The organism is Aquiflexum balticum DSM 16537, from assembly GCF_900176595.1.
Taxonomy (GTDB): domain Bacteria; phylum Bacteroidota; class Bacteroidia; order Cytophagales; family Cyclobacteriaceae; genus Aquiflexum; species Aquiflexum balticum.
In genome coordinates this window covers 4,906,321-4,930,846 of the sequence record NZ_LT838813.1, presented here as the reverse complement: position 1 = coordinate 4,930,846, position 24,526 = coordinate 4,906,321, and the positions used below count along the sequence as shown (strand labels likewise).

15 protein-coding genes, 2 tRNA genes and 1 pseudogene are annotated in these 24,526 nt (G+C 39.8%); 12 read left to right on the top strand and 6 right to left on the bottom strand.

Annotated elements, in window-relative coordinates:
• Positions 1–5 precede the first annotated feature (5 nt).
• The 4 genes and pseudogenes from B9A52_RS26600 to B9A52_RS20850 form a co-directional block, all read left to right on the top strand.
• Positions 6–659 (top strand): annotated as a pseudogene (locus B9A52_RS26600) (RagB/SusD family nutrient uptake outer membrane protein); the annotation flags it as partial.
• Positions 648–1,607, top strand: a complete 960-nt coding sequence (locus B9A52_RS26595) for a RagB/SusD family nutrient uptake outer membrane protein (protein WP_394334899.1) — start codon at positions 648–650, stop codon at positions 1,605–1,607. The pseudogene B9A52_RS26600 and the gene B9A52_RS26595, both read left to right, overlap by 12 nt.
• An 82-nt stretch (positions 1,608–1,689) precedes the next feature.
• Positions 1,690–3,936, top strand: coding sequence for a S9 family peptidase (locus B9A52_RS20855; protein ID WP_084122435.1), 2,247 nt, complete (start codon positions 1,690–1,692; stop codon positions 3,934–3,936).
• Positions 3,937–3,950: 14 nt separating this feature from the next.
• Positions 3,951–7,022 (top strand): beta-L-arabinofuranosidase domain-containing protein, encoded by a 3,072-nt coding sequence (locus tag B9A52_RS20850; protein ID WP_084122433.1) that lies wholly within the window; start codon positions 3,951–3,953, stop codon positions 7,020–7,022.
• 107 nt (positions 7,023–7,129) lie between these two features.
• Here B9A52_RS20850 and B9A52_RS20845 read toward each other — a convergent pair whose 3' ends face one another.
• Positions 7,130–9,571, bottom strand: a complete 2,442-nt coding sequence (locus B9A52_RS20845; RefSeq protein ID WP_084122431.1) for a glycoside hydrolase family 127 protein — start codon at positions 9,569–9,571, stop codon at positions 7,130–7,132.
• Between the two features lie 449 nt (positions 9,572–10,020).
• On the opposite strand from B9A52_RS20845, the gene B9A52_RS20840 reads away from it, so the two are divergent.
• The 6 genes from B9A52_RS20840 to ffh all read left to right on the top strand — a co-directional run bounded on the left by B9A52_RS20840 (position 10,021) and on the right by ffh (position 17,393).
• Entirely contained in the window at positions 10,021–11,571 is a 1,551-nt protein-coding gene (locus B9A52_RS20840) for an alpha-N-arabinofuranosidase (protein WP_084122429.1), read from the top strand.
• 56 nt (positions 11,572–11,627) lie between these two features.
• Complete coding sequence (locus B9A52_RS20835; RefSeq protein WP_084122428.1) at positions 11,628–13,289, top strand: ribulokinase; 1,662 nt, start codon at positions 11,628–11,630, stop codon at positions 13,287–13,289.
• A 205-nt stretch (positions 13,290–13,494) separates the two neighbouring features.
• Complete coding sequence (locus B9A52_RS20830; protein WP_084122426.1) at positions 13,495–13,836, top strand: four helix bundle protein; 342 nt, start codon at positions 13,495–13,497, stop codon at positions 13,834–13,836.
• A gap of 124 nt (positions 13,837–13,960) precedes the next feature.
• Positions 13,961–14,665, top strand: coding sequence for an L-ribulose-5-phosphate 4-epimerase (locus B9A52_RS20825; protein WP_084122425.1), 705 nt, complete (start codon positions 13,961–13,963; stop codon positions 14,663–14,665).
• A gap of 208 nt (positions 14,666–14,873) precedes the next feature.
• A complete protein-coding gene (locus B9A52_RS20820; RefSeq protein WP_084122424.1) occupies positions 14,874–16,022 on the top strand; it encodes an aldose epimerase family protein in 1,149 nt (382 codons plus the stop codon).
• A gap of 33 nt (positions 16,023–16,055) precedes the next feature.
• Complete coding sequence (gene ffh, locus B9A52_RS20815; protein ID WP_084122423.1) at positions 16,056–17,393, top strand: signal recognition particle protein; 1,338 nt, start codon at positions 16,056–16,058, stop codon at positions 17,391–17,393.
• A 125-nt stretch (positions 17,394–17,518) separates the two neighbouring features.
• Here the strand turns inward: ffh and dprA are convergent, their stop codons facing one another.
• From dprA to B9A52_RS20800, 3 genes are read right to left on the bottom strand one after another with little or no spacing between them, the layout of a single operon-like run.
• Positions 17,519–18,634 (bottom strand): DNA-processing protein DprA, encoded by a 1,116-nt coding sequence (gene dprA / locus B9A52_RS20810; protein ID WP_084122422.1) that lies wholly within the window; start codon positions 18,632–18,634, stop codon positions 17,519–17,521.
• Positions 18,618–18,968, bottom strand: a complete 351-nt coding sequence (locus tag B9A52_RS20805; protein ID WP_084122421.1) for a MerR family transcriptional regulator — start codon at positions 18,966–18,968, stop codon at positions 18,618–18,620. The genes dprA and B9A52_RS20805 overlap by 17 nt, the downstream gene beginning before the upstream one ends.
• Before the next feature lie 47 nt (positions 18,969–19,015).
• Entirely contained in the window at positions 19,016–19,342 is a 327-nt protein-coding gene (locus tag B9A52_RS20800) for an L-rhamnose mutarotase (protein ID WP_084122420.1), read from the bottom strand.
• A 427-nt stretch (positions 19,343–19,769) separates the two neighbouring features.
• On the opposite strand from B9A52_RS20800, the gene B9A52_RS20795 reads away from it, so the two are divergent.
• Positions 19,770–22,898, top strand: coding sequence for a PKD domain-containing protein (locus B9A52_RS20795; RefSeq protein WP_084122419.1), 3,129 nt, complete (start codon positions 19,770–19,772; stop codon positions 22,896–22,898).
• A 44-nt stretch (positions 22,899–22,942) separates the two neighbouring features.
• Positions 22,943–23,965, top strand: coding sequence for a UDP-glucose 4-epimerase GalE (gene galE / locus B9A52_RS20790; RefSeq protein WP_084122418.1), 1,023 nt, complete (start codon positions 22,943–22,945; stop codon positions 23,963–23,965).
• A 59-nt stretch (positions 23,966–24,024) separates the two neighbouring features.
• On the opposite strand, the gene B9A52_RS20785 is transcribed toward galE, so the two are convergent.
• Both B9A52_RS20785 and B9A52_RS20780 read right to left on the bottom strand, forming a co-directional pair.
• A tRNA-Asp gene (locus tag B9A52_RS20785) sits at positions 24,025–24,098 on the bottom strand.
• Positions 24,099–24,219: 121 nt separating this feature from the next.
• Positions 24,220–24,293 (bottom strand) — tRNA-Asp (locus B9A52_RS20780).
• Positions 24,294–24,526 lie beyond the last annotated feature (233 nt).

Below are 24,526 nucleotides of genomic sequence, written 5' to 3'. Positions count from 1 at the left end.
CAAATATGAAAAAGCTATTAAATATATTTAAAAACGTCATTGGCATATTTGCGCTGATTTTAGTCTCATGTACAGATTTATCGGAAAGGCCTTATAACGTACTGATTGAAGATGATCTTGGAAGTGACATCCAAACCCTGAATGCTTTGACAGCTCCCGTTTACACCAGGTTGACGGATGTTCTCTATGGATGGCATGGATATTTTGATTTGACAGAGGAAAGTTCTGACGCCATAGTAACTCCGGCAAGACCTAATGGCTGGGTAGATGGGGGTACTTACCGAAATCTTCACATGCACACCTGGAATGCATTTCAGTCTCAACCAAATGGTCTTTGGAACAGAGTCTACGGGGCACTTAATGTCTTGAATAATGGACTTTTGAATTATTCAAGGTTGGAAGGTCCCGAGATTGTGGCATTGATAAGTGAATTGAGGGCTTTGAGAGCGCTATATTATTACTTGTTGATGGATGCTTTTGGAAATGTTCCTATAGTAACTGAAGCTGATTTGGCTAATATCGGTACTTTGCCGACGCAATCTTCAAGAAGACAAGTCTTTGATTTCATTGAAAAAGAACTTTTAGAAGTCATGCCGATCATTTCTGAAACCAAGGTATATGGTAAAATGAATAAATGGGCAGCTAAGATGATATTGGCAAAGATTTATCTCAATGCAGAGGTTTACATAGGTCAAGCTAAATACCAAGAAGCGCTTGCACAGGTAGATGATATAATCAATTCTGGTTTGTACCAATTGGAACCCAATTATCATAATAATTTTATCACTCAGAATCAGGGCTCTAGAGAACAGATATTTTCGGTTATTTTCGATACAACAAGGGCCGGATGGTTTCACTATCACTGGAAAACATTGCATCCGGCCAGTTCTGCAACATATAACCTTGGTTCAGCACCATGGGGAGGTAGTGGTGCTATCCCGCAATTTGTTGATACTTATGAAGAAGGGGATGACAGATTCAATATTTGGATTAGAGGCCCTCAATTCTCTTCATCAGGTCAGCCAATTTTCAATTCTATGGATCCTTCTATCCGTGATGTACAATTGAACTATCAAAATTTCATGGGTAGTATTGATGGTACAAGAGAATATGAAGGATATAGAGTTGGGAAATATGAAATTGCCATAGGTACAGTGGGCCCCTTGAGTAATGATGTCCCATTGTTCAGATATGCAGATGCATTGATGATCAAAGCAGAATGTCTTTTGAGAACCGGGAATGCAGCCCAAGCTGCACAGATCGTGACTGAAGTAAGAACCAGGGCATTTGATAATCCTCAAGATGCTGTTGTAACAGCTGATGAACTCACTTCAGGAAGTAGATATCAATATGGGAATTACCAAAGTGGCGTGATCACAGATTTAGAGGGTGGAGCAGATATTCCATTTGGTAGATTCCTTGATGAACTTGGATATGAATTTGCAGCAGAATTTCACAGAAGACAGGATTTGATTAGATTTGGAGTGTACACAAGAAAATCCTGGTTTAGCCATAGACCTAATGGTGACCATAGGACAATATTCCCAATTCCCCAATCAGCTATCGAAGCCAATCCAAACTTAACTCAAAACCCGGGCTATAATTAATTTGTAAAATAATTCACAAAAGATACCCGGCAATTGAATTTGTCGGGTATCCTTTTTTTATTCAATTCAAAAATCAAACAATATGGAAAGACGGATAAAATTGAAATCAAAAATCATCTGTTTTTGCTTTTTCATATTCTCGCTTATTTACAATGAATCTTTGGCCCAAGGTACTTTAGAAGATTACCAAAGGGCGGAAAAAATTAAAGCAGAGGCCCAAAAAGTTTATTATGCCCCAAACTCATTTACCTGGGCCGATGATGGAAGTTCTTTTTGGTATTCTATGCAAACTTCGAAGGGAAGGGAATACTGGAAATTTGAAGCAAAATCAGGTGAAAAAAAAGTAATGTTTGACCATGAAAAGCTGGCAAGAGAGATTTCTAAGATCAGTGGTAAAATATTAAAACCTTATGAATTGGATTTAAATATCAGAAGTTTTGATCCCACTAAAAATCAATTGGTTTTGATATTTGATAATGCCGAGTGGCAATATAAAATTGAGGAAAGTATTTTGGAAAAAATCAAAGAAATTCCGATTCGAGACAGGGGTTATTGGGGACAAAGAAGAGATGATAGGGCAGGTGATCCGGTAAATTCACCAGATAAATCACAAAGTGCTTTTATTAAAGACAATAACATTTTTATAAAAAACGGAGATGTTGAAAAGCAAGTCACTTTTGAAGGTGTGCCCGGACATTATTACGCTGCTGACATCGTTTGGTCTCCTGACAATAAGAAATTAGCGGTATTGAAAGTAAGACCGGCGGAGGTACGTAAGCTGACTTTGATTGAATCCGCACCAAAAAACCAGTTTCAACCTCTATTACAAGAAAGGGATTATGTAAAGCCGGGAGATGCCCTGCCAATCAAAACACCGGTGCTATTGGATTTGGAAAAGGAGGTGTCATATGCTGTCGAAAGCGCTTTGATTCCTGAACAATTTTCCATCTCTCGAATTTCTTGGAGAGAAGATAGCAGAGCTTTTACTTTTGAGTACAATGAAAGAGGTCATCAAAAGTATAGTGTCATTGAGGTAAATGCTATTCAGCCTAAAGCCCGGGTTTTAATCAATGAGACAAGCAAAACCTTTATTGATTACAGTGGGAAATATTACCGTAAGGACATCGCTGATGGCAAGGAAATTATCTGGTCTTCCGAAAGAGACGGTTGGAGGCATCTTTATCTAATAGACGGTAATACAGGGAATGTGATCAATCAAATCACCAAAGGGGATTGGGTGGTGAGAAATGTGATCCATGTTGATGAAGAAAAAAGAAAACTGATATTTTATGGAAGTGGTCTGAACAAAGATGAAGACCCCTATCATTTACATCTTTGTTCGGTCAATTTCGATGGGTCGGGCATGAAGGTTTTGACTAAAGAGAATGCCAATCATACCATCACATTTTCGCCGGACTATAAATACTACATCGATACTTATTCCAGACAGGATTTGCCAACAGTATCCAAATTGGTTGCTTTTGATTCCAAACCAAAAGATTTGTTTACCATAGAAAAGGCAGAAGTTAATTTACTTTATGCAGCAGGATGGAAAGAACCTGAGATTTTCCATGCCAAAGGAAGGGACTCGCAAACAGACATTTGGGGATTGATCATCAAGCCGACAAATTTTGACCCTTCAAAGAAATATCCGGTGATAGAATATATTTATGCAGGCCCCCACAGTTCTCATGTTCCCAAAGGGTTTAGACCAAATTATGCGGGATTGAATGAAATTGCTGAACTCGGATTCATTGTTGTTCAAATAGATGGCATGGGTACTTCCAACAGGTCCAAAGCTTTTCATGATGTAGCTTGGAAAAACCTGAAAGACGCTGGATTTCCCGATAGGATAAAATGGCTTCAGGCAGCAGCCCAAACCAGGTCGTATATGGATATTGAAAATGTAGGCATTTTTGGTACCTCTGCAGGAGGCCAAAGTTCAGCTGGGGCTTTGATTTTCCACAATGATTTTTATAAGGTGGCTGTTTCTTCCTGCGGTTGTCATGACAATAGGATGGACAAAATCTGGTGGAATGAGCAATGGATGGGATACCCGATAGGTTCACATTATGAGGAATGTTCCAATACAGCCAATGCTTCCAAATTACAGGGAAAGTTACTTTTGATTGTTGGCGAATTGGACGACAACGTTGATCCTGCATCCACGCTTCAATTTGCCGATGCCTTGATCAAGGAAATGAAGAATTTTGATATGATTTTCATCCCTGGAATGGGACATAGTTCAGGAGGGGCTTATGGGGAAAAGAAACGGAGAGACTTCTTTGTAAAAAATCTTTTGGGGGTAGAACCTCCTTCTTGGAATTAAACTAAGGGATAGTCATGAATAAGAAAATTAACAAATTTATAATTAAAGCAGCTTTGCTGTTGGTTTCCCTTCAATTCACATGGGATAAAGTCCATGCCCAAAGCGGAGATCAAATTCTGGATGGAATCGGTGAAACTGACCTGATAGCTAGGTATATTTTCAACGGTGACGTCAGAGACTGGTCCAGAAATAATCTTCATGCAATTCATAAAGCCACCAAATCGGGATTTATTAAGGATGAGAGATTTGAGAAAGTGCTGTCACTTTCAGGGGGAAAAAATGAATTTATAACTATTCCAAAGGAAGCATTTCAAAATGTAGAATCTCTCAGTATTTCAGCATGGGTTTATCTAAGAACCAAGCAACCAGGCCAATACTTATTTGATTTGGGAACAGGGGAAAAGAACCGAATTGGAGTTTTACCTTTTGGTTCAGGGGAAAGTGAAAGTTTGCAGATAACGATGCAAACCCAGAACGGCAAAGAGAAAAAGCTGTCAGCGCAGGAACTGCCCACCAATATATGGGTTCACCTGACCATAGTATTTGATGTGCCTTCTAAATCTCTGACTTGTTTTGTTGATAGCAAACAGGTGGGTAAATCCATTGCCCTTGACACTGAACTTTCAGAAATCCTCGGTAAAGAAAATAGTAGAGATCTTCAGTTTTTCATTGGGAGATCTTTACTATCCGAAGCCAATTATTTGGATGTCATGTTACATGATTTAAGATTTTACAGGGTACCCTTAAACAGTAAGCAAATTGCAGGAATATATTTCAATGCTTTTCGGAATGTAAACGTAGATGTTCCAACTTCAAAAAAAGCAGAAGATGATTTACCTGTATTTTCAAAAAACACTGCCCAGCTTTACAATGCTTTTCTGCAGGGAGTGGACAACGTAGAAGTGGAAACAGAAGTCGGGAATTTACCAAGATTACCCACGCATGTCCAAGGTGTTTATCAAAACAATTTAGATGGTCCTAGGGTCAGGGTAATTTGGCCTGCACCAAAAGATAACAATGAAGTGCTTCAAGCGGGTTCTTATACCATTACAGGTATGGTACCCGGTACCCAATTGCAGCCCAAAGCCAAAGTGGTGGTTAAAGAAAGTAGCAAAAGTGCTGCTCCTTCATTGAAATTGGAGCCTTTTGCCCTGCATCAGGTAAGCCTGGATACAGATGGGGACAGTCATGAAACAAAATTTATGGAAAACAGAGATAAGTTTGTTTTAACCTTGGCAGAGACGGACCCTAATTCTTTTCTGTACATGTTCCGGCACGCCTTTAACCAAACGCAACCGGAAGGCGCAAAACCTTTGGGTGTATGGGATAGTCAGGAAACCAAATTAAGAGGACATGCTACAGGTCATTATTTAACCGCAATAGCCCAGGCTTATGCAGGAACAGGTTATGATAAAGAGTTACAGCAGAATTTTTTAAATAAAATGAACTATATGGTAAACAGCCTTTATGAATTGGCCCAATTATCAGGTAAGCCAAACTCTGGTTCAGTATCCCATGTTGCTGACCCTACTCAGGTGCCTAGAGGGCCAGGAAAGTCTGAATTTGATTCTGATTTAAGCGATGAAGGTATTCGCAGTGATTACTGGAATTGGGGCAAAGGCTATATCAGTGCATATCCTCCCGACCAGTTTATCATGCTGGAAAATGGCGCTAAATATGGAGGACAGAAAAACCAGATTTGGGCTCCGTATTATACTTTACACAAAATCCTCGCTGGACTGATTGATGTCTACAAAGTAAGTGGTAATAAAAAGGCTTTGGAGATAGCTGTTGGCATGGGCGATTGGGTGTATGCAAGGTTAGATGCTTTGCCGCAGGAGACTCTGATCAAAATGTGGAATACTTACATTGCAGGAGAGTTTGGCGGTATGAATGAAACCATGGCGGCGCTATATGATATCACCAAGGACCCAAAGTATCTGAAAGGAGCTCAGCTGTTTGACAATATTCAGATGTTTTTTGGAGATGCGGATCACTCTCACGGACTGGCCAAAAATGTAGACACCTTCCGAGGATTACATGCCAACCAACATATTCCTCAGATAGTAGGTAGTCTGGAAATGTATAAAGTATCCAATAAGGAGGACTATTTTAAAGTAGCCGACAATTTCTGGTATAAAGCCGTCAATGATTACATGTACAGTATAGGAGGAGTAGCTGGTGCCAGAAATCCTGCCAATGCGGAATGTTTTGTTGGCGAACCGGCAACGCTTTATGAGAATGGATTTTCAACAGGAGGCCAGAATGAAACCTGTGCCACCTACAATATGCTTAAATTGACTGGTAATTTATTTTTATTCGATCAGCGGGCAGAGTACATGGATTATTATGAAAGAGGTTTGTTCAACCATATCCTCGCATCTGTAGCAGAGGACAGTCCAGCCAATACCTATCATGTCCCGCTAAGACCGGGATCAATCAAGCATTTTGGAAATCCAAAAATGACCGGCTTTACTTGTTGTAATGGGACGGCCATAGAAAGCAGTACCAAACTCCAGAATTCCATTTACTTTAAAAGTCTCGAAAACGATGCGCTATTTGTCAACCTGTTTATTCCCTCAACACTAAACTGGGAGGAAAAAGGTATTACCCTGAAGCAGACCACCAATTATCCTAAAGAGGACCATACAACGCTCACTGTAAGTGGAAATGGTAAATTTGACCTTCATGTAAGGGTACCCTCTTGGGCCCAAAAAGGATTTTTCGTCACCATAAACGGCAAGGATGAAAAAATAGAAGCCAAGCCTGGAAGTTATCTCAAAATAAAGAGAAACTGGAAAGATGGTGACACCATTGAATTGAAAATGCCTTTTCACTTTTACTTGGATCCGGTTATGGATCAACCAAACATAGCCAGTTTATTTTATGGCCCGGTTTTGTTGGCAGCGCAGGAAACGGATGCCAGAAAAGAATGGCGCAAAGTTACGCTAGATGCTGAAGATTTAGGAAGGTCAATCAAAGGTGATTCAAAGCAATTACAATTTACTATAGATGATATAGTGTTTAAACCCTTCTATGAAACTTACGGCAGACATTCTGTCTATCTGGATGTAACTTTGAAATAGATAATTTAAGCTGAGAACTTTATTAGCATAGAAAAAGCCATGTAGAAATCTTCTGCATGGCTTTTTTATTCTTGTATTGAAATAGAATTTGTTTGATATAAATCAACCTATTTCACTTTCCATTCCATCACCCCGCTTGCATGGTCTTTGGGTAAGCTGACTTCCAATCTCAGGGCTGTTGTTTCTACAGGATCGAAACTTACACTACAGAACCTATCGGTATCAATTTCATATTTGGTGCTGGCTTTGACAGGTTTCCAATCATTTCCATCTTTATAAAGAATCCTCCATCCCGCAGGAATTCTTGTCCCGCCAAAGGGTCCATCATCAAACCAATATACTGAAGCTTCACTGACAGAAGCTGATTTTTCAAAATCATACTGTAACCATTCTACTGTATTTTTCTTGGGCCACCAATGATAAAAAATGATTGATTTATCATTGGAATTTTCAGGTTCCATTTGATCATTGATAGCCTGTATTGCTTTGGTGATGTGTGATCCTGATACCTTACTTTTGGATGCAATAGTCGGGCTTTTTGTAGGCTTGGCATTTTCTTCCTTGGTAGGAATCCAAACCATCATTTCTCCGGGTCCTCTATGTGCCCATGCGTAATATGGAATCAGCGTTAGGGATTTGTCATTGGCCACAAGATTTTGATCTTCATTGATTGTCATTCCTTTGACATTTCCATGAATAGTGTAGACTCCGCCCAGTAATGTAGGATTGGCTTTAGCCTCCAAATGCTGGCCTTCGTTTAACACCAAGTTTAGAACTTTTTTATCTTCCTGGTCCGTCCATTCTGCGGCATATACCAATGGACCTCTTTGGATAGCAATTTTGTCTTTATTCGAAACAACATTTTCATGAGACTTAATTCTTCGGACCGGCATAGGAAGGTTTAATTCTATTTTGTCCCCTTTTTTCCATTTGCGTTGGATCACAGCAAAACCTTTTTCCATTTGAATATCCATATCTTTTCCGTTTACTTTTAAGGTTACTTTTTCCTCTGCTTGGTCTACAAAAGTATACAGGTCACCAGGAGTAACGGTATTGTTTGACCAACCCGGAATCCTGAGTTTGATTTTGAATTCCTCAGATTTTTCCGGAGAGACATCCACAAGAATTTTTCCTTCCCATGGGTATTCTGTTTCTTGTCGGATTTGAACAGGATTGTTTTGGATATTGATTTCTGCTGTCCCGGAAGCAAATAAGTTTATAAACAGCTCATCATCTTTTTGCGCATAAAAATAGCTCGGAACAGAAGGAACAAATCTGGCGACATTGGAAGGGCAGCAAGCACATCCAAACCAAGGACTTCGCTCATGTTGCCCATGTGATTCCAATGGGTTAGGATAAAAAAACAGGTCTCCGCTCATTCCTACACCGGATAATAAGCCATTGTAAAGTGAGCGCTCCAATACATCATAGTATTTAGCATCTCCATGAAGCATAAACAGGCGATGGTTCCAATACACGTTTCCGATTGATGCACAGGTCTCACAGTAGGCAGACATATTTGGTAATTCATAAGGAGCCCCAAATGCCTCCCCATGACCTGTTGAGCCAATTCCACCCGTGATATACATTTTCTTGGTTACCACATCTTCCCAGATGGAATTGATGGCATCTATATATTCTTGGTTGTTTCTTAGGGCCGCAATATCAGCCATTCCTGCATACATGTAGACTCCCCTTACAGCATGTCCTACAGCTTCTCTTTGCTGGGTCACAGGAATATGTGATTGGCTATATTCTGAACCATTGTTTCTGGATTCCAAAAGAAATTCAGAAGTTGTCAAATATTTTTCATCTCCTGTGGCTCTATACAATTTGGCCAAAGCCAATTCAATGATCTGATGTCCGGGGAAAGAAACAATCTTATCTGGACCAAAATCTTCGCAAACCCGGTCAGCAGCTTTGATGGCTATGTCTATCAAACCTCTTTTACCGGTGGCGTAATAATGGGCAACTCCCGCCTCAATCAAATGTCCGAGATTATACAATTCATGACTGAGGTCATGGGTGAGTTCCCATCTTTTTGTACCGGCCCAAACATGCGGCTTGTCTTTTAGAATTGTTCTATTGGTATACAAGTATCCATCATCCTCTTGTGCCTCACCTATCAATGCAATCAATGAATCTACCCTAGCTTCCAATTTAGGATCTGCTTCCACCATGAGGACATAGGCGGCACCTTCCAATATTTTGAAAACATCAGAATCGTCAAATGGATATTCAGAGCAAAATCCTCCGGATTCATGCCCGGCTGCAATCCTAAAGTTCTTTATTCTCCCTGATTTCTCGGATTGATCCAAGGTAAATGGGATTGTTACATCTTTTGATGTTTGTAATCTTTTGGACCAAAATTTATCTTCAAACTTTACAGCGGTGAACAAAACAGGTTGGATGGGATAATCCTGCTCCAATGAAATGGGTTGTGGCAACTGCTTTCTTTTATCTTCAACTTCTGTTTTACAATTTACCAAAAGAATCAAGGAAAGTAATGAAATGGATAAACTGGGGATTTTATTTTTGATTAATTTCATCTGGTTAATTTTTTAATACTGAGATCAAAATTCTATTTAATTGTTATTAGGAAACTGAATAATCGAACGTGTTATTAATTGTATAATTAACACTTTAATTTAGTAATAAAAATTTCAAGAGTTCTCATTTATTTCAAAGAATTTATAAATTGGTCAAGATAATACCGACTTGGATTAATATGGTATTAAAGGTTTCAATTGAATCCGAATTTCTCAGAGACCACCATTTGAAAAAAGCAATGTTTTTGAAAATAGTTTTTTTGTATTGATTAAAAATTATAGGATTAAGTGCCTTAAATTTAAGAGATCAGGAAGGGTCAGTCAGAATAATTAAAATATGATTCGGTATTTTGGTTTTATTCCAATTCCTTAATTCGTGTAAAAAACACAATTATTATTTATGACATGTCTTTTAAATTTTCAATATTTGAATAAAACTTGATAAAAACATGAAGCATATTGGCATATTGGGGTTAATGGTGATATCAACCTTCCTCATTTCAATTTCGTCAAAAGCCCAAAACAACAGACTTATTGTAAACACTGATCAGGGTAAAACAACCATCAGCAAACACATTTACGGTCATTTTGCAGAACATTTGGGAAGAAATATTTATGGGGGCATCTGGGTAGGACCTGATTCGGAAATTCCAAATGAAGATGGCTATCGCCTGGATGTAATGAAGGCAATCCAAAATCTTGAAATCCCGAACCTGAGATGGCCGGGAGGTTGCTTTGCGGACGAGTACCATTGGACTGATGGTATCGGAGATCCCAAAGACCGGCCTATGATGGTCAATACCCACTGGGGGGGAGTGGTTGAAGACAATTCATTTGGCACACATGAATTCCTGAATTTTGCAAAAAAGATAGGGGCCGAACCTTACATTACCGGAAATGTGGGAAGCGGTTCTGTAGAAGAAATGTCCAAATGGATAGAATACATCAATTTTGACGGTGTCAGTCCTATGTCGAATCTGAGAAAGAAAAATGGACAGGAAGAACCTTGGAATATCAAGTATTGGGGAGTGGGCAATGAAAACTGGGGCTGTGGAGGCAACATGACGGCTGAATATTACGCCAATGAGTACAAGAGATATGCAACCTATGCCAGAAATTATGGTGCCAATAAGTTGTACAAAATTGCTGGTGGTGCCAATAGCTTTGATTACAATTGGACTGAGGTGTTGATGAAGAACATTCCAATTTCCATGATGGATGGCCTTTCTATACACTATTATACCATCACCGGTACTTGGCAGAACAAAACCTCTGCAACTGATTTTGATAAGGCGACCTATTTAGTGACTTTAAGAAATGCGGCAAAGATTGAGGAATTGATTGTCAGGCATGGTCATATTATGGATCAATATGATCCTGAAAAAAAAGTCGGGATAATCTTTGACGAATGGGGAACCTGGTTTGACGTGGAACCAGGTACCAATCCGGGATTTCTATTTCAACAGAATACCCTAAGGGATGCATTTGTTGCAGCAATTTCTCTCAATATTTTCAACAAGCACGCTGAAAGAGTCCATATGGCAAACCTGGCCCAGACAGTCAATGTTCTTCAGGCCATTATCCTGACCAATGACAATGAGATCATCCTTACACCTACCTATCATGTTTTTGATATGTACAAACCACATAAGGACGCGTTACTATTGTCCCATCACTTGAGTTCTGAGGAGCTAAGCATTGGTGACGACAAAATGGAATCGCTGAATGTTTCCACTTCCAAATCAGAAGATGGAACTGTCAATATCAGTATTGCCAATATCAATCCGGATAAGAAGATAGATTTGGATGTTCTTTTGCGAGGAATGGATGCCAAATCTGTTACAGCTACCATCCTTACAGCGCCAGAAATCAATTCTTATAATTCTTTTGAAAAGAAAGAAGTAGTAAAGCCTACCGAATTCAAGGATTTTAAGCTGTCCAAAGAATCTTTGAAGATTTCTGTTCCGGCAAAATCAATTCTAATGGTAAGGGTAAAATAATCCTGGTCTGTAATTTTTTTTTTAAAACATGTCTGTTTGGTAAAAATTATTAACACATGAACGATAATTATGTCATTGGTCTAGATTACGGTACAGATTCGGTAAGAGCAGTTTTGGTAAATACTTCAAATGGAAAAACACTTTCTGAGGATGTTTTTTGGTATCCAAGATGGAAAGCCGGTAAATATTGCAATCCAGTTTCCAATCAATTCAGACAACATCCTTCAGACCATTTAGAGGGCTTGGAAGACACGATAAAAAATGTACTTACCAAATCAGGAATTGATCCTGCTCAGGTAAAAGCAATCTGTGTGGACACCACAGGATCTTCTCCTATGCCAGTCGATGAAAATGCCCAATCTCTGGCATTTAAACCTGAATTTTCTGAAAACCCCAATGCCATGATGGTCCTATGGAAAGACCATACAGCTATTAAGGAGGCTGATGAGATCAACCATATTGCACGTACTTGGGGAGGAGAAGATTACACCAAATACGAAGGTGGGATTTATTCCTCAGAGTGGTTTTGGGCCAAAATACTGCATGTGATCAGGGAAGATGAGGCTGTCAAAAAAGCGGCGTTTTCATGGATGGAGCATTGTGATTTTATCACTTCCCAATTGATTGGTTGCAAGGATCCTTTGACATTAAAAAGAAGTAGATGTGCTGCAGGACACAAAGCCTTGTGGCATGAAAGCTGGGGCGGTTTACCGCCAAAGGAATTCCTTGGGAAGTTTGATCCATATCTGGCAGACCTGAAAGACAGACTTTATTCAGATACCTATACTTCGGATGAAGTAGCCGGAAATCTAAGCGAATCTTGGGCTTCAAAATTGGGATTGTCAACTGATGTTGTGGTCGCTGTTGGCACGTTTGATGCCCATGCCGGAGCGGTAGGAGGAGAGGTTACTGAGAATACACTCATCAAAGTGATGGGTACATCCACTTGTGATATAATGGTAACAGATAAGGAGACACTTGGAGATAAATTGATTCCAGGTATCTGTGGCCAAGTGGATGGTTCCGTGATCCCGGGCACGATAGGTTTAGAAGCGGGTCAATCCGGATTTGGAGATGTCTTGGCTTGGTACAAAAATTTGCTGCTGAAGCCTTCCTTGGAAATGATTGAAGAAAGTAAAACTCTTAATCAAGAGCAAAAAGAAAAACTTACAGCCGAACTGGAAGATCAATTGATTGTCAAATTATCAGAAGAAGCAATGGCTATACCTGTTGCCGATTCCAGCATTGTAGCCTTGGATTGGATCAATGGGCGGAGAACGCCGGATGCCAATCAAGCTTTGAAAGGAGCTATCAGGAATCTCAATATGGGTTCAGATGCTCCTAGGGTATTTAAAGCCTTGGTTGAAGCCATTGCTTTTGGATCAAAAAGAATTGTGGAAAGGTTCAGAGAAGAGGGAGTCAAAATAGATAATGTGATCGGTTTGGGCGGAGTAGCCAAAAAGTCCACTTTGGTCATGCAGACCTTGGCCGATGTACTCAATATGCCCATCAAGGTCGCTTCCTCAGATCAAGCCCCTGCCCTAGGCGCAGCAATGTATGCGGCTGTAGCTGCGGGCATCCACCCCAATACTCAAGCGGCCATCAAGGCGATGGGGAATGGGTTTGATAAGGTGTATGTGCCGATAGGGGAGAACGTGGCGGTTTATGAGAAGCTTTATGGGGAGTACGTAAGGTTTGGAGAACTAATTGAAGGATGAAGGAGAAAGGATGAAGGAGAAAGGAATAAGGATTATGGAGAAAGGTTACAAGGATGAAGGACAAAGAAGGGTATGGTGATATATTTCAAGGAGGTAGGATTAGAGTTGGAAAAACCTTTCATTCATTTATTGAATGATATTTGAGGAATTCAGCATTAATCTTCATTTTTTCTTAAATTAAGTTGGTAAAAAAACTTAAGAAAAAATGAACAATGACTTGAAAGATAGAACAAAAAAGTTTGCTTTAGCAATAATTGATGTAGTTGAAAAATTGCCTAATACTATTCCAGGAAGGGCTATTGGGAACCAATTAGTGAGAAGTGGTACCTCAGTGGCTTCAAATTATAGAGCGGCAAGTAGGGGTAGAAGCGATAAGGAGTTTGTAGCGAAATTGGGAGTGGTAATAGAAGAGGCTGATGAAAGTGAGTTATGGTTAGAACTGATTCATGAAAAGAAGTGGGCTGATGTTGAAATATATATTAAAGAAGCTAAAGAACTCACTGCCATTTTTGTTTCAATTGTTTTGAAAATGAAAAACCGCAATTAATAAAGCAAAAGTAAAAACAAATAAATCTATAGAAAATCAGGAGAGAGACTATAATATAGACACTGTCCTTTGTTGGGACAAACCTTCATCCTTCATCCCTCATCCTTCATACTTTTAAAAAAATATGAGCAAATATTCAGAAATTAAACATCATTGCTATCAAGCCAACCTCCAACTCCCAAAACTCGACCTCGTGGTGTATACCTTTGGCAATGTCAGCACGGTGGATAGGGAAAAGGGGGTTTTTGCGATCAAGCCGAGTGGGGTGCCTTATGAGGATTTGAAAGTGGAGGATATCGTCATTGTGGATTTCGACAATAACATTGTGGAAGGATCCATGAGGCCATCATCAGATACCAAAACACATGCATTTTTATACAAACATTGGGAGCATATAGGAGGGATATGTCATACCCATTCCACTTATGCGGTGGCTTGGTCCCAGTCACAACTGGATATTCCGATATTCGGGACTACCCATGCTGACCATCTGACGGTGGACATTCCATGTGCACCTCCCATGGCAGATGATCTGATTCAAGGTGACTACGAACACAATACCGGTCAACAGATTTTGGATTGTTTTGAAGAAAAGAAACTGAGCCCCAAAGAGGTGGAAATGGTGCTGATAGGAAACCATGGGCCATTTGCCTGGGGTAAAGATGCCGCAAAAGCGGTCTATAACAGTAAAGTCTTGGAAGAGATAGCAAAAATGGCCTATCTTACCCTACAGATCAATCCCAATGCACCAAGATTGAAAGATGCACTTATCCGAAAGCACTTTGAAAGAAAACACGGAAAAGATGCCTATTACGGTCAGGGATGTTAGGAAAGAAGCGAGATTTTAGAACCAAGAGACAAGAATCCGGATAGACGATCGGAAGGTTTATGATCATGCCCTTGTTGGGTAGAGGTGATGAAACAGAGCTAAGAAACAAGAACAGATACTAATTCGACTGATTATATAGGTGAAGGAAAGAGGAATAGAGTTTATAGCAATTTAAACTTTCACAAGAAACACAAACCATAAAACTGAAATGAAAAGAAAGCATCTATTGCCCATAGCATTATCTGTGGGATTAATTTTTGGGACAATATGGTCCTGTCAATCACCAAAATCTGACAACAAGGAAATGGAAAAAAAGGAAATCAAATTCAATGTCAATATCCAGGAAGTTCCTGTAGCGGGTAAAAATGCCAAACTATTCACTTTTGATAATGGAAACGGAATCAAGGTTGAAATTTCCAGCTTTGGGGGATTAATTACCAAATTGATGGTGCCTGATAAAGATGGAAAATCTGAAAATATTGTCCTTGGGCATGACAATCTGGATGGGTATGATTCCAATAATGGGTATTTGGGTGCTTCTGTCGGCAGGTATGCCAATAGAATTGCAAATGGTCAATTTGAATTGGATGGTACAACTTATCAATTGGCTACCAATAATGGCAATAACCACCTGCATGGCGGATTGATAGGTTTCCACAGAAAACATTGGGAGGCTGAAATGGTTGAAAGTGAAAATTCCATGAAGGTCAAAATGACTTACCTCAGTCCGGACGGGGAAGAAGGATACCCCGGTAATCTAAAAACAACCCTTACTTTTGAACTGACTGCTGACGATAAGCTTTTGGTGGAATTTGGTGCTGAAACAGATAAGCCTACTATTGTCAATCTTACCCAACATGGCTATTTCAACCTAAGCGCTTTAAAGGAAAATATTCTAGGGCATGAATTGGTAATCCATGCGCCGAAATATACTCCAGTAAACGATGAATTGATTCCCACTGGAGAATTGGCTCCTGTAGCGGGAACAGCTTTTGATTTTAACCAAGCCCACACCATAGGTGAAAGAATAGCCCAAGTACCAGGTGGCTATGACCACAATTATGTGATCAAGGAAAAACATGACGGTGAATTGGTGAAAATGGCAGAGGTATATCACCCGGGTTCAGGTAGGTTTATGGAATTGTACAGCGATGCCCCGGGAGTTCAGTTCTACTCAGGGAATTTTCTGGACGGTAACATCAATACAGGTGGAATAGCCTATACCAAGCATATGGGAATGTGCCTTGAACCTCAGGTATTCCCCAATTCTCCCAACGAACCTGCGTTCCCAACTGCCAGATTAAATCCCGGTGAAAAGTACAAGCACAGGATTGAATACCACTTTAGTACCAAATAAATTCCTATTTTTGCATCAAATAGTATTGAAGACATGTTTGATAATCTTAGTTCAAAATTAGACCGCGCTTTTAAAACCCTGAAGGGAACAGGGAAAATAACAGAAATAAACGTTGCCACCACTGTCAAGGAAATCAGAAGAGCCTTGATTGATGCTGACGTCAACTATAAAGTAGCCAAAGAGGTAACCGACAAAATCAAAGAGGAAGCTCTTGGCAGAGATGTGTTGATTGCTGTTTCGCCAGGTCAATTATTGGTGAAAATCACCCAAGAGGAGTTGACCAAATTAATGGGTGGCAGCAAGGTAGATGTCAATGTCAAAGGTGATCCTGCAGTGGTTTTGATTTCAGGTCTTCAGGGTTCAGGAAAGACAACGTTTACCGGAAAATTTGCCAATTACCTCAAAAGGCAGGGAAAACAGGTTCTGTTGGTAGCCTGTGATATTTACAGACCTGCTGCGATCGATCAGTTGAAGGTGTTGGGAGAACAGATTGGCGTGGAGGTCTATGCAGAACCTGAAAATAAGAATGCCATTCAAATTGCCAATAATGCCTTGGCCTATGCCAAGCAAAAAGGCAAGAAAATAGTCATTGTTGATACTGCAGGCCGATTGGCAGTGGATGAGCAGATGATGCAGGAGATTGAAGCTTTGAAAAAAGCTTTGAACCCATCTGAGACACTTTTTGTGGTCGATTCCATGACGGGTCAGGATGCTGTCAATACTGCCAAGACCTTTGATGAAAGACTGAATTTTGACGGGGTGGTCCTGACCAAATTGGATGGTGATACCAGAGGTGGTGCCGCCATTTCCATCCGACACGTGGTCAACAAGCCTATCAAGTTTATTTCTACCGGCGAGAAAATGGAAAACTTGGATGTTTTCCATCCTGATAGAATGGCCCAAAGAATCCTGGGAATGGGTGATGTGATATCCCTTGTGGAGCGTGCCCAACAATCCTTTGATGAAGATGAGGCCAAAAGAATCAATGCCAAAATCCGTAAAAATCAGTTCAATTTTGATGATTTCCTTTCCCAATTGGAACAAATCAAAAAAATGGGAAATATCAAAGACCTGATGGGAATGATACCGGGTATGGGTAAGGCCATGAAAGGTTTGGATATTGATGACGATTCCTTCAAACCGATTGAAGCCATCATCAGAAGCATGACTCCATTGGAAAGGGAAAACCCGGATGTCATCGATGGCAGCAGAAGAAAAAGACTTGCCTCGGGCAGTGGAAGATCTATCGTAGAAGTCAATAACCTGATGAAACAATTTGGGGATATGCGAAAAATGATGAAGCAGATGAACAAAATGGGCGGTCCCCAAAAGGCTCTTGGAGGTATGATGCCGAAGATGGGAAAAAGGTAGACTGAATAAATAGATTTTAAAATAAAAACCTTCAAATCATCAGAATGTGATTTGGAGGTTTTTTGCTTTCAATTTACCCTACATGTAAATCTTGGGATGGGCGGTAGGATTTTAATTATCAATCACTATACTACCTTATATTTTTTTCCAGGCATTGCCCGGATTATGCCTTGAAACTCCATATTCAAAAGCTTAGATGCCAAAACTGAAAGTGGCAATTCCATCCGGAAAGCCAACTGGTCAATTTCAAGCTCTTTGGATTCAACAAGTATTTCATAGATCTTTTTTTCTATACTGTCCAGATCCTGAATGGTCTCGTTTTTATTTTTTGTTTCCACTCCATTGGTTTCTTTGGACCAGGACAATGCTTCTTCAAGGTCTTTCAAACCTGTAAAAATGGAAGCTTTCATGGTTCTGATGAGGTTATTGCACCCCTCACTGTAGGTAGATTGAAGATTTCCGGGAACAGCAAACACTTCTTTATTATAGCTATACGCGATTTCGGCAGTAATCAAAGCCCCGCCTTTTTTGGCAGCTTCTACTACAATCAAAGCATCTGAAAGGCCTGCAATTATCCGGTTGCGTTTGGGGAAGTTGGTCGGGTGCATCTCACTTCCCGGCATAAATTCACTGATCAATCCACCTTTTTCCAGCATGGAGAGTGCGGTATTCTTATGGATAGAGGGATATATTTGGTCAGGAGATGAGCCCAATACTGCCAAGGTGGGCAGGTCAAATTGTAGGGCAGCTTTATGGGCTTCTATATCAATTCCATAGGCCAAACCACTGATGATAGTCGGGTTATAAGGCGCGACATCTTCTATGATTTTTCTGGTGATGTTTCTGCCATATTCAGAAGCGTTTCTGGTACCGACTATTCCCAAAGTTCTTTTAGGGTTCATATCAGACAAGCCTTTGCTGAAAATCACCATAGGCATATCTTCTAGGCTTTTGAGTCTTTGGGGAAATTGAGGATCTGAAATGGTGATTACCTGAATGTTCTTTTTCAAGCAGATTTCCAAAAGCTCTTCTGCTTTTTTCAGGAAGGAGGTTTTTTCCTTTCGCCAGGAGAGGAGCCTTTGACTGATTCTTGGGATTTTTGCCGCTTTTCCGTTTGGAAGCTCCAAAAAATTATAGGCAGACCCGGTATAAGCAATTATATTTCTATAGACCGCAGGACCTATCTGAGGAATGAGACTGAGTGCCAATTCATGGTGTTGCGTTTCATTCGGCTTTGACATGCATGGTATCTCTGATTTCCATTAAAAATCTCTTGATCTGATGTAACCGGTCTACCATGGTAGCCTTGTCAAAAACTTGTTCATGACCGGTTTTGAGGACTTCCTGCGCCCCTTGCAAAGTATATCCTTTGATTTTCACCAATTGGTAGATATACCTGATTTTTTCTATATCATCCTTGGTGAAACGTCTGTTTCCTTTTTTATCTTTTTTGGGTTTGATGATATCAAATTCCCCTTCCCAATATCTGATAAGTGAAGGCGCAACTTTAAAAATGCTGGCAACTTCTCCGATGGAGTAGTATTTTTTCTCTATTTCTCTTTCTTTGTACGGCACGGCTTTAAATTATAACTTTAACCAAAAATAGTAAAAATTCTTTTCCTTTAAACTTTAAATATATTTTTCATCAATTGCCACTTTTCATCATTTTTAACGCCCGGAAGTTTCTCTTGGTATGTGGACATCAAGCTTTCCCATTCCTGAACTATGGGATTTTCGGCATCAGCCCTTGCTTTTTTTTCAAAAGTAAAATCTTCTTCTGCGTCAATAATCATGAATAACCTATTTTCCCACCTGTAAATTTCCATAGTTGAAATCCCTGAATCATAAAAGCTTTGTACAACTTCAGGCCAAACCTTTTGATGATAAGACTCATATTCAGCAATCAATTCAGGATCATTTTTCAGGTCAAGCGTGAGACAATACCGCATCTTGAGCAGAATTATTTTGGATTTGGGTGATTCAAAATTAATGAAGTACTACTTTAATTTTTTAAATATATGTATCTGATTTATAATGTAAAAAGGAAATCCATAAAAATTAAAATTTATTTTTATGGATTGTATGAACTCCTGATCTGATTTCAGTCAAAAAAACAATTTTCTTCCAGACGATTATTTGAGAATTGGCAGGTTAGAAAAAATTTACGGACCAGCGTAGCATTCAGCTTGATTTCTTCGTCAAAGATTTAAAATCCTAATTTAGGTCAATATTTCAAAATCAATACTTAAAACCCAAAAAAATGGTTTTGATTTATTGAATTCAACAACTTATAGAAAGAAAATTGTATTTCACTCAAAATTAATTTTTATACCCAAAAGATTATTTTAATTTAACGGCATTAAATTCAGTTTATTGATGAGAGTATTTAAATTCCTGGCCGTCTCCTCTTTTATTGCAGTATTGCAGGTTATTTTTTCAATTCAGTTGAGTGCCCAGGTCACCACTGTTGGCAAGGAATTTTGGTTCGGTTTCATGGAAAATAACGGGGTGCCTCCAGATGCCCCTGATAGGGGAGTAGTTGTGATTACTGCAAGTGAAAATGCTAGCGGTACTTTGCAATATGGGGGAAGGACGCTTAGCTTCAACCTCAGTCCCGGACAGCAGTTTATGCACAATATTGATGACGTGGATATGCTTCACCGAACTTCCGGCCAAGTGGAAAGCAAAGGTATTTATATTATTTCAACTGGAAATGTTTCTGTTTATGCATTCAATGAAAGGTTCAGATCAGCAGATGGCACTGTAATTTTGCCACTACCTACCCTTGGAAAAGACTACTATATCACTTCCCATTTTGAAACCATGACCGCTCAGGTGAATTATGATGCCAATGTAAACAATGAAAGCACTCTGCTTGTAGTGGGAGTTGAAAACAACACCAGGATTGAAATTACTCCGGCGGTTTTCACTGTAAACGGCAGGCCGGCCGGTCTTCCATTTGAAATTACTTTGAATAGAGGGCAAAGCTACCAATTGAAAGCCAGAGGCGACCTGACAGGTTCAAGAGTAAGGGTTGTTGGAGAAAATGTTGATGAATGTAAAAATATAGCTGTTTTTGGCGGAAATAAATGGACCAGCGTTGGTGATTGTGGTCAGGCCAACGATCACCTTTTTCAACAGACTTATCCTGTGAATACCTGGGGAACTGAATTTTTTCATATCCCTCTTTCAGGAAGATCTTCCGGTGAATTGGTCAAAATATTAGCCTCTGAGGATAATACAAATGTTTTGGTGGATGGAAAAAATATCGGAACAATTAATGCCGGGAAATTTATTTCTTTAAACTTTGAAGAGGACCAAATAGCTGGCATCGAAACGGACAAACCTTCCTCGGTTACGGTTTTTGCCAAAAGCCAGGGCTGTAATAATCCTCTCGGTTCTTTTTATCAGGATGGAGATCCATTTATGATTTCATATAGTCCCAATCAGCAACTGTTAAGAAATATTACTTTTAATGCCCTGCAGCTTCCCTCCATAACCAGTCATTATGTCAATATCGTAATAAAGACGGATGCAAAAGATCAAACATTTTTAGATGGTAGAAATATTGGTAACCAGTTTAATGTAATTCCGCAAAATCCCGAATTTTCTTATTCCAGGGTAGGAATAAGTCAAGGAGTCCATAATCTCCGGAATCCGGAAGGCTTAATTGCCTATGTGTATGGTTTTGGATTTATAGAATCCTACGGTTATGCGGTAGGTGCCAGCTTGGACAATCTTAATTTCGAAGTGGAGTCTTCCTATGAATTCGAATTAGTGGGAAACAGGGTTGCTTGTTATCAAAGAGAAGGTGTCTGGGAAATTCTCCCTGAAAATGAACTTTTCACTTATTTTATTTGGGATTTTGGGGATGGGAGTGAAACTAAAATAGGTAAAGAGGTGACCCATATTTATTCTGAAATAGGGGAATATGAAATAAAGGTTATTGCTGCTGTAAGTGAAAATAGCTGTGATGAACAGCAGGAGGTGGTTTTTAAAGTTCAGGTTGAAAATACTGATGGCGAAATTGCAGGTATCACCAAGGCCTGTCCATTGGTAGAGGAATTGACCTATTCTTTTTTATCAGATGAAGTTATTTCCAAGGTAGATTGGGATGTTGTCGGAGGAGAAATAATTGAGGTGGACGAAGAGAAAAAAGAGGTCACAATAGTTTGGGGACCTGCAAATCCAAACGCTCAGGTTATAGTCATTCCTTATAATTCAGAAGGATGTCCTGGAGATCCCATCACTTTAAATGTTGTGATTAATCCTTTGATAGATGCAGGAATTCCAAGCGGAGAAGTGGAAATTTGTTTTGATCCTGAGCAAATCTATGAGTATACCGTAGCCGAAAAATTCAATAACAGAGGCTTTGAATGGTTTATTGAGGAGGGTGAGATTGTTGGGCCCAATGACCAAAGTGTTGTGGAGGTAAAATGGTCCAATCCGGGAGTAACAGGAAAAATATGGTACAGGGAATTCAGCCTTTTTGATGATCTGTGCGAAGGAACTTCCCCGAAATTGGAGGTGATCATTAACTCAGCCTTAACGGCTGCTGTGTTGGATTTGAATAATGTGTTATGTTTTGGAGAAAACACTGGGAGCATAAATCTAGATGTCACGGGAGGCAAAACTCCCTATACCTATACCTGGAGCCATCAATCAAGCTTAAATTCAAATACTGCTGGCAATTTATCATCAGGTTCATATTCGGTACAGGTCACGGATTCTTTTGGATGCTCCGTTTTGCTCGAGGATATAGTAATTGAAGAACCTCAGTTACTTTCTTTTAGGGAATTGGAAACAATTGCTACCTCCTGTTTTGGTAGGGCAGATGGAAGAGAAGTACTGGAAATTACCGGTGGTGTCGGCCCTTATACCATAGATTATCCTCAGGCAATAATCAATAATAATCAGATTACCTTTTCAGAGTTGGAGGGTCAAGATTATGCTTTTGTGGTCACAGATGCCAACGGTTGCAACCTACCTGTGAATTTCAAAATTGATTCCCCAATGCCTGCAGTAGCGGATATCAGGGTTCTCAAACCCAGTTGTCCGGGACAATCCAACGGGGAATTGATCGTGAATTCTGTGGAAGGTATTGGACCATATACCTACTTGTGGCAATATGACAATTCCAGGGGACTGACCTTAGAAGGGATTCCCCGAGGAGTGTATAATATCAGTATTCAAGACAGCAGAGGATGTATCAGCAATGGCCTGGGAGAGATGGTGGAAGAAGAACCTCAGGTCAGGATGCCGACCGGTTTCAATCCATTGGACGGTTTGTATGGCCCTGTTTCCAATTGTAATGTCAATTTTACTTTGAAAGTGCTGAACAGATGGGGTAATTTGATCTATAGCGGGGATTCAGGTTGGGATGGATTGGTAAATGGACAAGAGGCACCAATAGGTTCATATACGTATTTGATCTTTTTGGAAATGAATGTGAACGGGCAAGCTGAAACCAAGGAAATAAGTGGATTCTTTACTTTAATCCGTTGAGATTGAGATCAAGCTATTATTATTGTAGTTTAATTTTAAGCATTATGAAAAAAATACTAATTACAGGTGGGGCAGGTTATATAGGTTCCCACACCGCTGTGGCATTGATCAATGCAGGTTTTGAACCTGTTATCATTGACAATTTTTCCAATTCCGAAAAATCAGCATTGGCAGGCTTGAATAAAATTTGTGGCAGGGAAATTACCTGCTATGAGGTGGATTGTTTGGATAGGTCCGGAGTCGAAAAGGTATTTCTTGAAAATGATTTTTCCGGAGTGATTCACTTTGCAGCTTCTAAAGCAGTGGGTGAAAGTACCAGGTTGCCATTGAAATATTATGCCAATAACATTGATTCATTGCTGATTCTTCTGGAAACCATGTCTAAATTTGGGGTGAAAGACATTGTTTTCTCCTCTTCATGTACTGTTTACGGCCAACCAAAAGAGTTGCCTGTTACAGAATCTACCCCAAGACAGGATGCTGAGAGTCCTTATGGTAACACGAAGAAGATTTGTGAGGATATTCTTAGGGATTTTATTCTGAGTGGTGTGGATTCAAGAATTGTAGCTTTGCGTTACTTCAATCCGGTGGGCGCACATCCCAGTTCTGAAATCGGGGAATTACCCATAGGAGTTCCGGCAAATCTGATTCCTTTTGTCACTCAGACAGCTGCGGGAATCAGGGAGAAAATAACAGTATTTGGAAATGACTATGATACGACCGATGGTACCTGTGTAAGGGATTATATCCATGTAATGGATTTGGCGGATGCACATGTGAAAGCATTGGCATACTTATCCGTTCAGAAACTTAATTTTTACGATATCTTCAATGTTGGAACAGGAAGGGGCAATACCGTATTGGAAGTCATCCAGACTTTCGAAAAAGTAAGTGGTCAAAAATTGAATTATGAAATCGGTCCAAGAAGATCAGGTGATATCGAAAAAGTTTGGGCCAATACAGATAAGATCAACAAAGTTTTGGGTTGGGAAGCCAAGTATTCTTTGGAAGATTCTCTGAGGGATTCGTGGAATTGGCAGATGAAGCTATCTGGCAAAAAAAATTAAAATCTCACAAACTTATTCAATTAAAATAAAAAAAGCCTTGGAATAACCCAAGGCTTTTGCGGAATGGACGGGACTCGAACCCGCGACCTCCTGCGTGACAGGCAGGCATTCTAACCAGCTGAACTACCACTCCGTGTTGTTTTTAATTCTATTTGAATGTGAGATTCAAACCAGCGACCTTCCCGATGTATCGGGACAGGCATTCTAACCAGTTGAACTACCACTCCAATACTGTAAGATCAATAAAATTTATGCGGAATGGACGGGACTCGAACCCGCGACCTCCTGCGTGACAGGCAGGCATTCTAACCAGCTGAACTACCACTCCTTTAAAACCTTCTCTTTTGAAGTGTCGCAAAGGTAGCCAATTGAAGTATTAATGCAAAAAAGGATTAAAAAAAATATGAGCCCTTACATTATTTGCCTCAATTTCAGTTTGATAAATTTCTCTTTTTCGGAATGAAACCCGAAATTAGGCCATCCTTTCTCTTCTTTTTTGGTGTTTACATACAAATAATTTTTCTTCGCAATATTCTTTTTATCTTTGCCTCAGTCAAAAAA

Bases quoted from the DNA above. Each gene is read 5' to 3' on its own strand.
- B9A52_RS26595 (WP_394334899.1), top strand. From the start codon at position 648: ATGATATTGGCAAAGATTTATCTCAATGCAGAGGTTTACATAGGTCAA.
- B9A52_RS20855 (WP_084122435.1), top strand. From the start codon at position 1,690: ATGGAAAGACGGATAAAATTGAAATCAAAAATCATCTGTTTTTGCTTT.
- B9A52_RS20850 (WP_084122433.1), top strand. From the start codon at position 3,951: ATGAATAAGAAAATTAACAAATTTATAATTAAAGCAGCTTTGCTGTTG.
- B9A52_RS20845 (WP_084122431.1), bottom strand. From the start codon at position 9,571: ATGAAATTAATCAAAAATAAAATCCCCAGTTTATCCATTTCATTACTT.
- B9A52_RS20840 (WP_084122429.1), top strand. From the start codon at position 10,021: ATGAAGCATATTGGCATATTGGGGTTAATGGTGATATCAACCTTCCTC.
- B9A52_RS20835 (WP_084122428.1), top strand. From the start codon at position 11,628: ATGAACGATAATTATGTCATTGGTCTAGATTACGGTACAGATTCGGTA.
- B9A52_RS20830 (WP_084122426.1), top strand. From the start codon at position 13,495: ATGAACAATGACTTGAAAGATAGAACAAAAAAGTTTGCTTTAGCAATA.
- B9A52_RS20825 (WP_084122425.1), top strand. From the start codon at position 13,961: ATGAGCAAATATTCAGAAATTAAACATCATTGCTATCAAGCCAACCTC.
- B9A52_RS20820 (WP_084122424.1), top strand. From the start codon at position 14,874: ATGAAAAGAAAGCATCTATTGCCCATAGCATTATCTGTGGGATTAATT.
- ffh (WP_084122423.1), top strand. From the start codon at position 16,056: ATGTTTGATAATCTTAGTTCAAAATTAGACCGCGCTTTTAAAACCCTG.
- dprA (WP_084122422.1), bottom strand. From the start codon at position 18,634: ATGTCAAAGCCGAATGAAACGCAACACCATGAATTGGCACTCAGTCTC.
- B9A52_RS20800 (WP_084122420.1), bottom strand. From the start codon at position 19,342: ATGCGGTATTGTCTCACGCTTGACCTGAAAAATGATCCTGAATTGATT.
- B9A52_RS20795 (WP_084122419.1), top strand. From the start codon at position 19,770: ATGAGAGTATTTAAATTCCTGGCCGTCTCCTCTTTTATTGCAGTATTG.
- galE (WP_084122418.1), top strand. From the start codon at position 22,943: ATGAAAAAAATACTAATTACAGGTGGGGCAGGTTATATAGGTTCCCAC.